The organism is Bacillus sp. 95MFCvi2.1 (assembly GCF_000374965.1).
GTDB classification, from domain to species: Bacteria; Bacillota; Bacilli; order Bacillales; family Bacillaceae_G; genus Bacillus_A; species Bacillus_A pseudomycoides.
The window spans coordinates 56,144-69,012 of record NZ_KB895712.1 but is presented as its reverse complement, the minus strand read 5'-3'; the positions used below and the strand labels follow the sequence as shown (position 1 = coordinate 69,012).

At 31.7% G+C, this 12,869-nt stretch carries 24 protein-coding genes; 3 read left to right on the top strand and 21 right to left on the bottom strand.

Going from position 1 to position 12,869, the window contains the following annotated elements; translation table 11 throughout:
- Window positions 1–256: 256 nt before the first annotated feature.
- Window positions 257–556 (bottom strand): hypothetical protein, encoded by a 300-nt coding sequence (locus C568_RS0123875; RefSeq protein WP_018782939.1) that lies wholly within the window; start codon window positions 554–556, stop codon window positions 257–259.
- A gap of 3 nt (window positions 557–559) precedes the next feature.
- The gene (locus C568_RS0123870) at window positions 560–871 is read right to left on the bottom strand and encodes an HNH endonuclease (protein WP_018782938.1); all 312 of its coding nucleotides are present in this window, start codon (window positions 869–871) and stop codon (window positions 560–562) included.
- Between the two features lie 220 nt (window positions 872–1,091).
- Between C568_RS0123870 and C568_RS0123865 the strand changes: the two genes are divergently transcribed.
- Complete coding sequence (locus C568_RS0123865; RefSeq protein ID WP_018782937.1) at window positions 1,092–2,198, top strand: beta family protein; 1,107 nt, start codon at window positions 1,092–1,094, stop codon at window positions 2,196–2,198.
- On the opposite strand, the gene C568_RS0123860 is transcribed toward C568_RS0123865, so the two are convergent.
- The 19 genes from C568_RS0123860 to C568_RS0123770 all read right to left on the bottom strand — a co-directional run bounded on the left by C568_RS0123860 (window position 2,155) and on the right by C568_RS0123770 (window position 11,622).
- Window positions 2,155–2,730: a sce7726 family protein gene (locus C568_RS0123860; RefSeq protein WP_018782936.1), complete on the bottom strand. Its 576-nt coding sequence runs from the start codon at window positions 2,728–2,730 to the stop codon at window positions 2,155–2,157. The genes C568_RS0123865 and C568_RS0123860 overlap by 44 nt on opposite strands.
- A gap of 263 nt (window positions 2,731–2,993) precedes the next feature.
- Window positions 2,994–3,158 carry a hypothetical protein gene (locus C568_RS34885; RefSeq protein WP_018782935.1) on the bottom strand — a complete coding sequence of 55 codons (165 nt, stop codon included), beginning with the start codon at window positions 3,156–3,158 and terminating at the stop codon, window positions 2,994–2,996.
- A 323-nt stretch (window positions 3,159–3,481) separates the two neighbouring features.
- The gene (locus C568_RS0123850) at window positions 3,482–3,982 is read right to left on the bottom strand and encodes a sigma-70 family RNA polymerase sigma factor (RefSeq protein ID WP_018782934.1); all 501 of its coding nucleotides are present in this window, start codon (window positions 3,980–3,982) and stop codon (window positions 3,482–3,484) included.
- A 134-nt stretch (window positions 3,983–4,116) separates the two neighbouring features.
- On the bottom strand, window positions 4,117–4,446 hold the full coding sequence (locus C568_RS0123845; protein WP_018782933.1) for a hypothetical protein: 330 nt from the start codon (window positions 4,444–4,446) through the stop codon (window positions 4,117–4,119).
- A 1-nt stretch (window position 4,447) separates the two neighbouring features.
- Window positions 4,448–4,975, bottom strand: coding sequence for a Holliday junction resolvase RecU (locus C568_RS0123840; RefSeq protein ID WP_018782932.1), 528 nt, complete (start codon window positions 4,973–4,975; stop codon window positions 4,448–4,450).
- A gap of 20 nt (window positions 4,976–4,995) precedes the next feature.
- On the bottom strand, window positions 4,996–5,208 hold the full coding sequence (locus C568_RS0123835; RefSeq protein WP_018782931.1) for a hypothetical protein: 213 nt from the start codon (window positions 5,206–5,208) through the stop codon (window positions 4,996–4,998).
- 113 nt (window positions 5,209–5,321) lie between these two features.
- Window positions 5,322–5,465 carry a hypothetical protein gene (locus C568_RS31155; protein ID WP_231398988.1) on the bottom strand — a complete coding sequence of 48 codons (144 nt, stop codon included), beginning with the start codon at window positions 5,463–5,465 and terminating at the stop codon, window positions 5,322–5,324.
- Between the two features lie 82 nt (window positions 5,466–5,547).
- Window positions 5,548–6,117: a dUTP diphosphatase gene (locus tag C568_RS0123825; RefSeq protein WP_018782929.1), complete on the bottom strand. Its 570-nt coding sequence runs from the start codon at window positions 6,115–6,117 to the stop codon at window positions 5,548–5,550.
- Between the two features lie 100 nt (window positions 6,118–6,217).
- A complete protein-coding gene (locus C568_RS0123820) occupies window positions 6,218–6,649 on the bottom strand; it encodes a hypothetical protein (protein ID WP_018782928.1) in 432 nt (143 codons plus the stop codon).
- A gap of 17 nt (window positions 6,650–6,666) precedes the next feature.
- Window positions 6,667–6,894 carry a hypothetical protein gene (locus C568_RS0123815; protein WP_018782927.1) on the bottom strand — a complete coding sequence of 76 codons (228 nt, stop codon included), beginning with the start codon at window positions 6,892–6,894 and terminating at the stop codon, window positions 6,667–6,669.
- The gene (locus C568_RS0123810; protein WP_018782926.1) at window positions 6,887–7,357 is read right to left on the bottom strand and encodes a hypothetical protein; all 471 of its coding nucleotides are present in this window, start codon (window positions 7,355–7,357) and stop codon (window positions 6,887–6,889) included. Before C568_RS0123810 ends, C568_RS0123815 begins: the two co-directional genes overlap by 8 nt.
- A gap of 179 nt (window positions 7,358–7,536) precedes the next feature.
- On the bottom strand, window positions 7,537–8,439 hold the full coding sequence (locus tag C568_RS0123805; protein ID WP_018782925.1) for a DnaD domain protein: 903 nt from the start codon (window positions 8,437–8,439) through the stop codon (window positions 7,537–7,539).
- Between the two features lie 97 nt (window positions 8,440–8,536).
- Window positions 8,537–8,875 carry a hypothetical protein gene (locus C568_RS0123800; RefSeq protein WP_018782924.1) on the bottom strand — a complete coding sequence of 113 codons (339 nt, stop codon included), beginning with the start codon at window positions 8,873–8,875 and terminating at the stop codon, window positions 8,537–8,539.
- A 147-nt stretch (window positions 8,876–9,022) separates the two neighbouring features.
- Window positions 9,023–9,736, bottom strand: coding sequence for a hypothetical protein (locus C568_RS0123795; protein WP_018782923.1), 714 nt, complete (start codon window positions 9,734–9,736; stop codon window positions 9,023–9,025).
- An 18-nt stretch (window positions 9,737–9,754) separates the two neighbouring features.
- On the bottom strand, window positions 9,755–10,171 hold the full coding sequence (locus C568_RS0123790) for a hypothetical protein (RefSeq protein ID WP_018782922.1): 417 nt from the start codon (window positions 10,169–10,171) through the stop codon (window positions 9,755–9,757).
- A 46-nt stretch (window positions 10,172–10,217) separates the two neighbouring features.
- Window positions 10,218–10,409: a hypothetical protein gene (locus C568_RS31150; RefSeq protein ID WP_018782921.1), complete on the bottom strand. Its 192-nt coding sequence runs from the start codon at window positions 10,407–10,409 to the stop codon at window positions 10,218–10,220.
- A gap of 11 nt (window positions 10,410–10,420) precedes the next feature.
- The gene (locus C568_RS0123780) at window positions 10,421–11,152 is read right to left on the bottom strand and encodes a Rha family transcriptional regulator (protein ID WP_018782920.1); all 732 of its coding nucleotides are present in this window, start codon (window positions 11,150–11,152) and stop codon (window positions 10,421–10,423) included.
- A gap of 12 nt (window positions 11,153–11,164) precedes the next feature.
- Window positions 11,165–11,437, bottom strand: coding sequence for a DUF771 domain-containing protein (locus tag C568_RS0123775; RefSeq protein ID WP_018782919.1), 273 nt, complete (start codon window positions 11,435–11,437; stop codon window positions 11,165–11,167).
- Window positions 11,437–11,622, bottom strand: a complete 186-nt coding sequence (locus C568_RS0123770; protein WP_018782918.1) for a helix-turn-helix domain-containing protein — start codon at window positions 11,620–11,622, stop codon at window positions 11,437–11,439. Before C568_RS0123770 ends, C568_RS0123775 begins: the two co-directional genes overlap by 1 nt.
- A 273-nt stretch (window positions 11,623–11,895) precedes the next feature.
- Here C568_RS0123770 and C568_RS0123765 point away from each other — a divergent pair, with 273 nt between their 5' ends.
- Both C568_RS0123765 and C568_RS0123760 read left to right on the top strand, forming a co-directional pair.
- Window positions 11,896–12,330, top strand: coding sequence for a helix-turn-helix domain-containing protein (locus C568_RS0123765; protein WP_018782917.1), 435 nt, complete (start codon window positions 11,896–11,898; stop codon window positions 12,328–12,330).
- Window positions 12,331–12,352: 22 nt separating this feature from the next.
- The gene (locus tag C568_RS0123760) at window positions 12,353–12,811 is read left to right on the top strand and encodes an ImmA/IrrE family metallo-endopeptidase (RefSeq protein ID WP_018782916.1); all 459 of its coding nucleotides are present in this window, start codon (window positions 12,353–12,355) and stop codon (window positions 12,809–12,811) included.
- The last annotated feature ends 58 nt before the right edge of the window (window positions 12,812–12,869 follow it).

Below are 12,869 nucleotides of genomic sequence, written 5' to 3'. Positions count from 1 at the left end.
TCCTTATACTTCATACCGCTTAAATAGTCACTGTGAGCGGCTTCTTGAGGTGTCGCATTATTATTCATCCATATTCACCACCTCTTTCCATACATCGAATTTGAGGCGGTTTTAAACGAATTTAAAAAGGATGCACCCTGTATTTTGTGTGCACCCCTCCCCCTCACGTGAGAAAATCAAAAAATATTTTTTCCGACGTCCCCCTCCCGTTGCACGTTCCCCCGAAAAAAATTTGTTTTTTTTTTAGGGGGGGGAGTTATCTTATTTGAATGTTTTGTTCAACAAAAGAAATAATATAATGTATTTCTTCTTCTGTTATTGGTAAGAACATTTGAACTCTATCAATATCTAATAGTTCTTTTACTTTATTAATCGTTAAATTATTGCATCTATTACGATTAATAATGTCTCTGATTTGTGTGTACCTATAATAAATAAAGCGAGCACCTGCATTAAAGATGTCTCGCTCTACACTCGTTCGTTCCTCTGGTTCTTTCAGTACTACTCTTTCAAGATAGTCTGTATCATACTCACGACCATTATCATTTATAATCATGACTTACCATCTCTCTTCATTCACAAATGCAGGTAACCTATCTTGTACCTTTAAACGATCATGTACTTCGTTATGACATGTATTACAAAGAGACATAAGGTTATCAAAAGTTAATGCTAATTCTGGATACTCTTTCACTTCTTTAATATGATGAACGCAATCAGCTTTACGATACTTACCTTTATCTCTACACATACAGCATTCATAGTTATCTCGCTGCAAAGCTTTGAGTCTTAACTGTCCCCACTCTTTAGATTTATAAAATTTTATAAGTTTATTAGTTTTTATTAAATTTATAAGTTTTTCTTTTTCCATTTCAATTACCTCACTCTAAGCTTTATACATATTTAAAGCCGCTATCATAATTGATAACGGCTCTTGTTAATTCCTCTTAACAACTTCATAAATCTTATTATTCCTCTTAATTACAAATTAAATTGGTAAATAAATGTATTTTTTTACAATTTTAGAGGTTTTTTTCAATTTTTAAAGAAATAATAAATCATTAAATATATTAATAGGAGGAAATAACATTATGTTTAATCACGAACATTATGTACCAATTATTAGATGGAAAAGGGGTGAACAAACAGCTTTACTAGAATTAGATTCTCAACTAAAAAATAATATGACGCCAATCATTGAAATTCCACCTATTGATTGGGATTTTGAAAATGACTGTCCAAAAAAATCTATTGATGAACATTTAAAAAACTTTACTGCACAACTAAAAGATTCTTGGAATAATCCAAATGTCATATTTATTGATGCAGCACAAATTTGTTTAGATGATGATGAAATAATGGCGAATGAACTTCATCCTTTAGAATATATTTTCCAATCACTCTCACAGGAAAATATACAAGCAATTCCTGTTACTAGCAAGGAACGCGGGACTAACTATCAAAAGGCTGTTCATTCTATTATTAAGAACTTTAACACTGGCTATGCTATACGAATTAATGAGGAAGACCTGGATGATCTAGAACCTATCATTGCAAAATTTCTTCATGAATTTGAATGCCCTCCTGAAGAAGTTGACATAGTTATAGATTATAAATATATTGATTCTAAGACTCCTGCAGGTAGAATTACAAAGTTTGTTGTAGGATCAATACTTTCCTTACCTTACGTAGAAAGATGGCGAACATTAACTTTCATAGCTACAGCTTTCCCCGAAAATCTTTCTGAATTTGCTTCTGGTACAGACGGAAGTATACCAAGAACTGAATGGACTATTTACCAAAAATTATTTGATACAAAACTCCCAAGATACCCAGCATTTGGTGATTATATTATATCCAATCCCGAGTATGCAAAAATCGATCCTCGTTTCATGAGAATGTCTGCAAATATTCGTTATACTGCTGACAATGAATATCTTATTTTTAGAGGTTTTTCAGTTACTAATGCCAAATATGGAAAATGGCAACAAACACGAGGTCTTTCTCAACGTGTTATTTCTCATCCAAAATATTCAGGAAAAGAATATTCTTACGGTGATCAATACATCTATAATTGCGCCCATAATGAGACAGGAACCGGCAATGCAGAAACTTGGAGAACCATTGGAACAAATCACCATTTAACACTTATTATTAATGAGCTCTCCAATTTCCACGCATCTTTAACCGTTGGTTGACAATAGTTTGTAATTCATCTAAAGGTAATGAATTGCAGATTTTTTCATAAAGATCATGCCTTGGCTTACTTAAGTATCCCTTTTGTAAGCCTTTTTCTTTTAAAATATCAATTGCCTCTCCCCGCCAAAGCAGATGACTCAAAGAAAAGGGATCTACACTTTTATTTACTCGTCCTTTTCTAATTTCTCGCAAATGTAGTTCCCCTTTGTAACGAGTGACCAACATAATCCCCCACCACTTTGGTATAAGCTTTCTAACTTCATCTAAATACTTTCTCTGTACTACAATTGTCATCCTATCAAACACTTTATTATAATCATTCATCTGAGAAGGAAGACGTTCCAAATTGTCACTTTCACTTTTAATTTCATATCCATGCAAAATACCATTAATTACAGCAACATCTACTCTAGATTGACCATGAAGAACCCCCATTTCATTTACTACTTTTGTATCTTCTTCATCCTTATATTGTTTGTCTAGGTTACTTAATAAAACATTTCTAATATCAGAGTCTTTTAACTTTAACATCTTAATTACACCCTTACTTAGATAATTTAGATTAATTATAGTTTTAATTAATGAAAAACTAAAAAATCCCTCTATATTTTCCATTATTTATTTAAAAAGGTCAATTACAGAATCTAAATTCCATCCTATCTCGTACTTACATCACCTAGAAATTATAATCATACTCTTCCTCAATATAATTCCTTTTTACCAAACAACCTATACTTATATACACAATTAATAAATTATAAACTCTTGTCATTCATGTTATTAGTAAATAAACTTTAACGCTCTTTACTTTCTTTCATTATTTTCAGCTGCTCCATTTCCTTTTTTACTGACTCATCAATATCATAATCTAATTCCTTTGATTCTTTTGCTTTAACAAGTTCAATCATAATTAAAAAGGAAACTATTACTCCACAAATAAAAATTAATAGATAAGCCATCCCCTCACCCTTTCTATTCTTCTTTGAATCAACACAAATGGTAGGCGTATTGATTCAAAGAAAAGCAGAAGCTCTTCTATAAACCGTTTAGATTAATGAGATTTTAAATCTTGTTCTTATGACTTTTGGAAATCATGAATAGCAATACAATGAGGTTCGCAACTTCTCATTGCATGTCTTAGTACTGAAAAAAAATTTACCTATTAAGTGAATACAACAAAGTTTCGTCCAATCAGCATTCCATATAACAGGTACTGGTTACGGCTTTCATATATAGGTGGCAAACGTAAGACAAAAATAACTGATTTCAAAAATAAAAAGCCTTATCCGCCCATGCAAAAAAGACTTTCTTTTATTTGTTTTGTTATCTTTTGATCTGCTCTTTGTAAAATTGTTTGGATTGTTCCTTTTGATACCTTCATTATTTTGGAAATTTTATCCATAGATAAGCAGTTTCCCTTATACATCATATATACTTCTTTTTCATTTTCAGTTAACGTTGATAGAGCATCTTCTAATTTAATACGATCCCATTCTGAAATAACGCTCTCTTTTGCTTCCATATCCCATTCATATATAGTTTCTGTGCTGCGGAAATATCTTTGCATTAAAAGCGTATCAACTGTTGTAGTTCTTTGATATGCTGCCCTACGTTCAATACCTCTTTTATTATCTGGTTGCTTTGCTGTACGCATCCAATTCAACGCATATCGGATATCACGAATCATTCCACCAATAACTTTTAAATCTGATTCTGTTGCTGTCTCTTTTGCCTTTTCTAATTGATATAATGTTTTGTTATATTGTTTGATTAAATCCTTCATGTGCAATATCCTCCTATATAAAAAGGACGTTGGTTATATATAGGAAAAGTGCTTTCCTTTACATAATCAACGCCCTCAAATGTGGACTATTCTTTTATATTTTTTCATTTCTAATTTAATTTTGGTATATGAAATTATTTGTGTAATCCTCTTTTCTGTAACTGCAGTCGAATTTGACACGGTTCTTTAACGTTAAATATCTCTGCAATTCTTACATATGTTAACCCCTTCGCTCTCATTGCTACGGCTTTTTTACAAATATTATCCCAATCTTCTTTGGTTCTGATTTTCTTTTTATCTGTTCCCTTTTTTCCTCCAAGTACAATTCCAAGTTCATTCAATCTCATTCCTATTTCGCATTTTGTCCAACAATATTCCATATCACGATCATATCTATGTTCACATGCTCTACAATGTTGATCCTGTAAATTGATAATTTGAAGTCGAACACCTTTTTTATTCATGTTATATTGTGGACCATTCTAATTTATCTACATAATATAAATAATCTACTAAGGCACGGTTTGTTGGTTTTATTAGATATGATCTTTCATCAAATACGGAACGAGGAATTGATTTTCTACCGCCTTCATTTGCTGCAGTTACATATTCTTTAATTAAGGAAAAAGAAACTAGAAATATAGAATGTTCTATACTAAATTCAATTAAAAAGAAACAAATTGCTCCCATCTCTTCAGCCATTTTCAAGTATTCATATTGATGTGGTGAAATATTACTTAAAGCAAAACTAGTTTTGTTTATAGTTGCTTTTGCTTCAAATGCAACTAAACGCCCTTTATATATACCGTCATAATCAACTGTTGATTTCTTTTCAAAATAACCCTCTTTTATTCTTCCATCTTTATATTTTTTTGTAACAACTACTGGTGTTGCACGTTTAGTAATCAATGCAATTTTGTTATTTCGATACATATCATTAGAAAAATTAATTAGATTCTCAAACGCCGCACCATGAGTACCACTATACCCCATAATAAGCACCTCTCTTTCTACTAGATTATTTCCTTTTTATTTTGAAATTCTACCGTGTAACCATTCACTTTTTCATCGTTTTCCCAAATCCCAAGGTATCCACCTATGAAGGAAGATTTTTTATGTTCTTCATCAAGTTTTTTTAAAGCTTCTTCATAATTCCCCCCTGCATATACCACATCTACCTCATCATTTTCATAATATGCAGTTGCTACAAAAGTCTTTGTTTCCATAGTGTTATTCCCTTCTTTAACAAAAATGATATCATTAACTTTTATAATATTAATATTGCTAGTGTTATTAGGAATGCTAGTGTAAATGCTAGCAATATTAATAGTGTATTTAACTACATATTTTCGTAACTATTTACTAACTTCCTAATTTCGTTGATTTTAGCTGCATTAACATCTTCATATGCATCTAACATGTTTTCTAACGCTTGTAACACATGATTTAATGTTGTTTCATCGCCTAACACAGTTCTGTTCATCTTGATATGCCAGATAATATTTTCTAGTTTCTTTTTCGTGTCCATATTTCCACACCTTTCTGTACAAAATTCAAATTTGATATCAATATTCCATTTCTTGACGGATAAAATTCACTTTATTTTTTTCTTTATATGCTTGTACAATGTTTTTGTATGTAAATCCGTATAAGTAGCAAATACGGAAAAAAACACCAAACATCTTTCTTAATTCTGCTAACGGAAAGATTCTATATACAATCCATTTCTTTTTAGCTTTTAATGTTTCTTTACTATACATTTCAAACAATCTATTAATGCTATATATATTTTTGCTATACATTTTTGCATATTTAAAGCAACCTTTTACATTCTGACTTCTTGTAGATTCATTGATATCTAATACAATAGATAAAAGAAAATGCAACCCATCAACTAATTCTTCTAATAAATCTTCCATATCTGGTGATTTAAAACTTGTACTCCAAAATTTAAAAGATTTTGTTTCATTCCAAGCTTCATTTATCTCTACATTTAAAGCAAAGAATTTTAATTCAATACGATCTTGACCACGGTAATTTATACGTTTATCTAAACCCTCTTGCATCAAAAATAAATCCTTTAAATCAAATTCCATTTGTAACTCTTGTTCTGTGATTTTGTGTAGTTCTAACATTTTTCCGCTCCTTTAACTTTTTAGAGCAACAGATAACTTACTTTGTCATCTGTCACTCTTTTATAAACAGAATATTAAGGATGATTAAGATGCAGCTTATTTAAACTGTTCTATCTTCTTTAAAGAATATTGGTTCTAAAGATTTAGCTACTACTTGATACATTCGATTAGAATTAATAATGGCTACTGTTACAAGGTTATCTTTTTGATTCATAACCGTTAATGCATACACATCATCACTTACTACATCACCTTTATGAAATTCCCACGGCTTTCTACCTTTGGAGATAAATGATTGTCTGCAATCCTCATCATTAATTTCTTCCACTGTTGCATAACGACACTTTTCAATATGATTACAACCATACTCACCTTTTATCGAGCCCTCACTATGCCAACGTCCCCATAATTCAATTTTGTCGTTAATAGTGTCGTTAATAAATCTTTCTACTTTTGTAATCATTTTTGTATCTTTCATCTCACAAACTACCCAACGCCCAACAACAGTTCTTTTATCAATTTTTGTTTTCATCGTGTATTTGCCCCTTTTTAATCTAAAGATTTAATTTCATCTAACGATCTATTTGAAACTTCTATACTACGAATTTGAAAATCTTTATGATTTCTATAACGGTTTCGTATTAGTAACCCAGCTTCTTCCCTTGTTTTCGCCTTACAATAATCCAAGTTGAATCCGAACTCTGAAACAAAATCCACCAAATATGTATCAAGTGGATCATAAATAAAAGCATGATCTGTTGTTATTTGTTCAGTCATATTTATCACCTACTGGTGACAGTGTAACTGTTATGTTTTTCTCTAAAATTGCACCTATAACTGCATTCATCCATAAGTGACTATTAATCTTTCTTTTTAAAAATGTAATTAATGTTAATAATTCAATAGTAGATAAGGAAATATACTCACCTAAACGTTCTTGATTAAATTTCCCTCCACGCTTTTCTATATTTAAAGAGATATTATTTTCTTTCACAAATCTTTCTGCTGTAGCTAGATCAAACAGTCGTACTTTATTTTTACCGAATCTATTAATTAGTTCTTTCATTGCATCTTGTAATACATGTACACTTATAACTTTGACTTTCTGCTCCATTTCACCATTACAGCTTTTACAAAGTGTTTTTTCGCACCCTTCAATGTACATAGTTTTCATTTCAGAAGGTTTAATTGCATCTCCGCAAATGTCACACCATTCGCCAACATTAAATGGATCAAACATATAAACATCTCCTACAATTTATATTAATTTTTATATTCATTTGGTCAATTTTGTTATTTTCGTGATATACTTACAAATGTTAACACTTTCTTTGATGCTCTAACCCTTAGGGGCTTTTTTTTATGCGTTTTTTCAAATCTGTTCAACTATCTCCGCTTTCCCATTAACATCCTCTATAATCATTTATATTTTTTTAATTCAGCTTCTAACCTTTTACGCTGTTCATCTATATCTTCTTGAAACTGTTGTTCAGGATTTTCATTCTCTTGTTGTCGTAACCAATCTGGAACTACTTCTTTCCTTTTTCCATAACCTACACCGGTATTTTTTTTATTTTGCTTACTAATTTCAAATTGTGAATCCAATATAGAAACATCCTCCATTGTTTTCACTTTCTTCTTTTCCCAGTTCATGAGAATCCCACGTACATATCTCCACTTGGGTACATTTTCATCAATAGATCGGTTCACTGCTTCTATGATTAATTCGCTTCCTAATGTATTACAAAATTCACCTAACTCTGTAATAGCAATTTCACTTAATGCAATACCGTTTTTTAACAGAAAGTTATAGCTTGTTTTAAATTCTTCATCAATTAATTTTTGAGATTTGATATTCGCATTATCATCATGATGATTAGTATTTAGTAAATTAGTATTTAGTAAATTAGTATTTAGTTCTTTAGTACTTTGTTTATTAGTACTTAGTAGTGTCGGATTTTCCACAAGTGGCTTTTCCACTTCTAGGTTTTCCATATGTGGCTTTTCCACAAGTGGATTTTCCCTATGTGGGGTTTCGTAAATTTCAGTTTCCCAACTAGTAATCTTTTTTGTTTTTTTATCACGAACAGGATATCTTTTTACATAACCTAATTTTTTCAACTCATTAATTCCTGTTCTTAGAGAATCTTCTCCATCTTTAGCATGCTGAGATAATTCACTTATATGAAAGGTCCAATCATCTGGTAGGGTAAGTGCATACGCTAAAATTCCTTTTGCCTTCCAAGAAAGCCTATCGTCTTTTAAACCAGTATTATTGATAACAGAATAATTATTATCTTTCTTAACACGAAAAATCCCCATACGATCTACCTCACAAGTTCTCAAACCGTTTAGCTAGTGCTATACTAACTAAGTAAAATGTTTTTTTATTTTCGGACCCGTTGCAGCGGGTTCTTTTTTATGCATTTCTTCTAATCTTTTCAACTACTGCTAGTCTTCCCTCGACATCTTCCAAACGTTGTGCTACTTCTATAACCTTTTCTTTTTCGGTTGTGCGTTCATCTTGCAACTTTTCCATATACATAGAAGATAATTGTTTTTCAATCTCTCTTTCTTTTTCTATGTATTTCTTACGTAATTCACACGTCTCAAAATATACTGCTTTTTCACTGCTTCTATTCGCTCTATCCATTTGTTTAAATAATAATTGTTGCAAATGTATTAATTCTTTCCGCTCATTTTCAAGCGCTTTTGCTTTTTCGATGCGATGAGGTAAGACTCTGTTCTCTATTCCCATTTTGCATACCCTCTCTTTCCAAGCGATCACTTTCATCAAACTTTCGCTCAATGAAAGTGCCGCCTTTATATATTCCATACATGAATACCGCAAATCCTAAACCAAAGAGACAAACATTCGTTGTATTTTCTACTAATGAAATATCCATCATGCTAAAATAAACACCTTTTTAGACTTAAATTCTTCTTGTAATGTGTTTATTAAATAAGTTTTAATGTTTTTCATCGCTTCTAACTTCCAAGCACCACCATCAGCTTCAAATAATCCACAACGTGAACCCTCCCTCATACGGAAAACAAATTTACTTTCTGGTTGCTCTACCTCAACAAATGTTCTATACGGACGTAATACGACTGGATTTGGTACTTTTACATTCCCTCTACTGGCAACACCCATTTTTGCAGTTACCGCTTGCGATACTCCATCATCACCAATCTCTTTCACTGACTCTTCTACAACAGTTCCGACCACTTTTAGTACGATGTCACGATCTTCATTTTGAACAAAACCTGACTGTAAATTGATATTAAATTCTTCTCTATCATGGAAAGTGCTAAATCTAAAATGCGGAATAGATGCTTCGGCTTTCACTAGCACACTTCTCTTGTAATTGCCGTTCACTTCTGTAAAGCAACTTACTGTCGTTGGATTTTCAATATGAAGCATTAAAGCTTGGTTAGTATCAAATTCTGATTTCACGTAATCTACTAAACCAGATAAACTTCGTACTACAATTTCACTTGCTGTTGGCTCTTTCACAAGATATAAAGGCTGTGTTGAAAATGTTTCTTTACCAATTTCATGTGTTTCAACTGTTCCAATCTCTAATACTTTTTCAATTGCATCTCTTGTCATAGTCATTTTTTCATTTCCCCTTTATTAATTTGATTTTCTTTGTAAATCCAAAACGATAGTTTGTTTTTCGGACGATTCTTCGATTTGCTGTACTTCTTCTACTTTCTTACCAGTATCAGTTTTAACATCACCTTCTAAGTCCATATAAAATTGACCTTTAATGCCGGATGCTAATTCTTGACCTACTAAATTCCCTTCCTGATCCATGTCTAGTAAAATCTTAGATTCTACTTCTTCCGTTGGCGCTAACTTTGAAGCAGCTTGAACTTTACATGCCCAAACATCACGTTTGTTATCTCCAGCAAAGGAAAGTGTTAAAACAATCTTTCTTACCTTTTTGGGATCGGTATTTAAATCTGCCATATTTTCCATTACACGCTCAAATTCTTGATGAAATCGTTCCGCCAATGCTCCATCTGCGAATGAGTTTAAATCAATCATGTTTTATTCCTCCTAATTTAATAGTTTGTTCGATTCACTCAAAGACTCAAAAATCCACATCAACTTTTACTTTAATATTTGTTGGAATCTCTTTTGTCATTCTTATGGAACTAGGACGTTCACCATTTTCGACTAACTCGATGATTTTCTCCTTAGCTTCTCCTTTTGTTTCGAATTCAAAAATGTTATTCGCACCATATCCTTGATAGTGAATTACTAAATACTTTAGTTCTCGCATTTTGCTTCCTCCTACGCTGTTTTGTTTCCGTTAAATAATGGTCTCCATCCTTCGATAAAGCTTATCGCTTCATCAAAATCTTTTTGAAGAATATTAGGATAGGCATTGACTTGATACGCATCTTTTAAGTTTTTCCATAGAGCGGAATATACTTTTCTTGTAGTGTTATATACTTCTTTATCTACTTTGTTTTCATTCCATAGCTTATATACTCGTTTTTTCACAGCATTGTTTAACACTCGTTGTTGTCCATAATCAAGGGTGATACGTTCGTTTATGTCTTTCTTTATCTGCTCCACGTCTCTTTTTAGATCAACAACTTCTTCATTTAATTCAATGGTTAATTTCATATTTGCTAAAATGCTTTCTTTTGCGTTCATCGCTTTAGGTTTGTTTTGAACATATTCCTTCATTCGTTTGAACTCTTGGATGAACTTAATTTTCATTTGTACCGCTTCTTTTGTGTTATAACTCATAGCAACCAATGTAAATGCTTCTTCTGTTAGGTCGTACTTAGGATATTCTTTCCCACGATTACAATATTTTGACTCGTGAAAATTAACGAGCGAAAATTCTTCTCCTGCATATTCAATTTGTTTACGGATATCTTTTAATACATTGTCATGAGTTTTCTCAAACACTTCAGCAATCATTAAACTATCTGTTATTACCTCACCATTGTTTTCGAATACCAATTCACTATGTAATGGTTGTTCTTGTACAATTGCTAACTGATCTGTCATTTTGTATTCTCCTTATAGTTCATCGTAAAATTTGTTCAGAAATTCCTTCATTTCTTTCGCTTTAAATAACCAACGATTATTTTTTTGCTTAGCAAATTCTTGTATCCGAGGATCACAAACCACATACTCCATCAACCAGTCATAACTTCTGCTTGTCTCATATTGAAGTCTTTTCATATCCCACCAAGTTCCAATTCCCATATCCACTAAACGTTCATTGACTTGACGAGTAACCTCTTTTTGTAAGTAGCTATCATCAACAATGACTTGTACTGTCGCTGTCATTATGAAGCCTCCTTGATTTCTAAGATTTTAGTGATTTTTTCCCTTACTTTCTTTCCTTTTCTTTTACCTAAAAGAATATCGGATAGATAAGCGTTAGAAATCTCTAGCATTTCTGCTAATTCTTTTTGCTTCATATCGTTGATAATCAGCCAAGTTTTGACCTTTTTACCGAACATATTATCCATACACTCAACTCCTTTTTATCTTTTTAGCTAAATTTTCAGCTTTTTATTGACTCATTTTTAGTCAATATGATAGTATATAGTCATAGCTAAATAAACCTACATTAATAGCCTTTATACGTTGGGGAACGTGATCTGTGGCTTTTATTTAGTAGCGTTTTAAAAGCTAAATAAGTAGCTTACGAAACAAAGTATACGTCAATATGATAGATACGTCAACCACTTTCTATCATATTGTCTAAAACTTTTTTCGCGGCATTAGAAGGATGGGTTTTCGTGACTATTGTTGATGTGATTAAACAGCTTTGTCAAAAGAAAGACATATCAATTTCTAGATTAGAGGAAGAGATGGGATTTGGTAAAAATTCTTTATACAGATGGAAGGAAAGACAACCTTCTATTGATAAGGTACAAAAGGTAGCTGACTATTTTGATGTTTCGATAGATTTTCTATTAGGAAGAAATAACAAAACAGATAATATCACTAAAGATGCAGAAGGTTTTACTGAAAAAGATAGAAAAGATATCGGAAAAAGAATGGAAGAAATACGTAAAGACCTAACAAATGCTGACGGATTAATGTTTTCTGGTGAACCTCTTTCTGAAGAAGCTCTAGACTCACTAATGGATGCGATGGAATACATCGTAAAACATACACAAAAAGTAAATAAAAAATACATCCCTAAAAAATATAGAGACAAATCAGAGTGAGTTAAAGGAAGGGGATTTTATTTTGGGTTATTACGAAAAAGACACAGCATTAGAACTAGCAAATAAATTTAAAACAACAGACCCATTTGAAATAGCTGAGCGACTAAACATTAATGTTTTTTATCAAAATTTACATCCAAGTATTATGGGTTTTTATAAATATCATAAAAAGAACCAGTACATCTGTATCAACGAGAACTTGGATGATCATAGTCAAATTGTTACTTGTGCTCACGAATTAGGACACTGCAAAATGCATAAACATATCAACACTCCATTTTTACGTACAAATACATTTTTGACTGTAGATAAACTAGAAAGACAAGCTAATTTATTTGCAGTCGAACTATTAATGCCTGATGAGGATTGGTATGCATATATAAAGAAATTCAAAACAATCGATGCGATATCTTGTTACGCAGGAATCTCTGAGGAATTATTATTATTAAAATATAAGAAAACCATAGGTTGCCCACTTTAGTCCTTGCTGGACTTTTATTTCACCCAAATGACGAACGTTAGTTCTAAAAAAAGAAACG

What these genes read in the sequence shown, in the direction of transcription:
- C568_RS0123800 (WP_018782924.1), bottom strand. Translation starts at nt 8,875, where the DNA reads ATGGGAATAGAGAACAGAGTCTTACCTCATCGCATCGAAAAAGCAAAA.
- C568_RS0123860 (WP_018782936.1), bottom strand. Translation starts at nt 2,730, where the DNA reads ATGTTAAAGTTAAAAGACTCTGATATTAGAAATGTTTTATTAAGTAAC.
- C568_RS0123850 (WP_018782934.1), bottom strand. Translation starts at nt 3,982, where the DNA reads ATGAAGGATTTAATCAAACAATATAACAAAACATTATATCAATTAGAA.
- C568_RS0123845 (WP_018782933.1), bottom strand. Translation starts at nt 4,446, where the DNA reads ATGAATAAAAAAGGTGTTCGACTTCAAATTATCAATTTACAGGATCAA.
- C568_RS0123775 (WP_018782919.1), bottom strand. Translation starts at nt 11,437, where the DNA reads ATGACAGCGACAGTACAAGTCATTGTTGATGATAGCTACTTACAAAAA.
- C568_RS31155 (WP_231398988.1), bottom strand. Translation starts at nt 5,465, where the DNA reads ATGAACAGAACTGTGTTAGGCGATGAAACAACATTAAATCATGTGTTA.
- C568_RS0123825 (WP_018782929.1), bottom strand. Translation starts at nt 6,117, where the DNA reads ATGTTAGAACTACACAAAATCACAGAACAAGAGTTACAAATGGAATTT.
- C568_RS0123870 (WP_018782938.1), bottom strand. Translation starts at nt 871, where the DNA reads ATGGAAAAAGAAAAACTTATAAATTTAATAAAAACTAATAAACTTATA.
- C568_RS0123780 (WP_018782920.1), bottom strand. Translation starts at nt 11,152, where the DNA reads ATGACAGATCAGTTAGCAATTGTACAAGAACAACCATTACATAGTGAA.
- C568_RS0123865 (WP_018782937.1), top strand. Translation starts at nt 1,092, where the DNA reads ATGTTTAATCACGAACATTATGTACCAATTATTAGATGGAAAAGGGGT.
- C568_RS0123840 (WP_018782932.1), bottom strand. Translation starts at nt 4,975, where the DNA reads ATGGGGTATAGTGGTACTCATGGTGCGGCGTTTGAGAATCTAATTAAT.
- C568_RS31150 (WP_018782921.1), bottom strand. Translation starts at nt 10,409, where the DNA reads ATGCGAGAACTAAAGTATTTAGTAATTCACTATCAAGGATATGGTGCG.
- C568_RS0123790 (WP_018782922.1), bottom strand. Translation starts at nt 10,171, where the DNA reads ATGATTGATTTAAACTCATTCGCAGATGGAGCATTGGCGGAACGATTT.
- C568_RS0123820 (WP_018782928.1), bottom strand. Translation starts at nt 6,649, where the DNA reads ATGAAAACAAAAATTGATAAAAGAACTGTTGTTGGGCGTTGGGTAGTT.
- C568_RS0123805 (WP_018782925.1), bottom strand. Translation starts at nt 8,439, where the DNA reads ATGGGGATTTTTCGTGTTAAGAAAGATAATAATTATTCTGTTATCAAT.
- C568_RS0123875 (WP_018782939.1), bottom strand. Translation starts at nt 556, where the DNA reads ATGATTATAAATGATAATGGTCGTGAGTATGATACAGACTATCTTGAA.
- C568_RS0123810 (WP_018782926.1), bottom strand. Translation starts at nt 7,357, where the DNA reads ATGTTTGATCCATTTAATGTTGGCGAATGGTGTGACATTTGCGGAGAT.
- C568_RS34885 (WP_018782935.1), bottom strand. Translation starts at nt 3,158, where the DNA reads ATGGCTTATCTATTAATTTTTATTTGTGGAGTAATAGTTTCCTTTTTA.
- C568_RS0123795 (WP_018782923.1), bottom strand. Translation starts at nt 9,736, where the DNA reads ATGACTATGACAAGAGATGCAATTGAAAAAGTATTAGAGATTGGAACA.
- C568_RS0123835 (WP_018782931.1), bottom strand. Translation starts at nt 5,208, where the DNA reads ATGGAAACAAAGACTTTTGTAGCAACTGCATATTATGAAAATGATGAG.
- C568_RS0123770 (WP_018782918.1), bottom strand. Translation starts at nt 11,622, where the DNA reads ATGGATAATATGTTCGGTAAAAAGGTCAAAACTTGGCTGATTATCAAC.
- C568_RS0123815 (WP_018782927.1), bottom strand. Translation starts at nt 6,894, where the DNA reads ATGACTGAACAAATAACAACAGATCATGCTTTTATTTATGATCCACTT.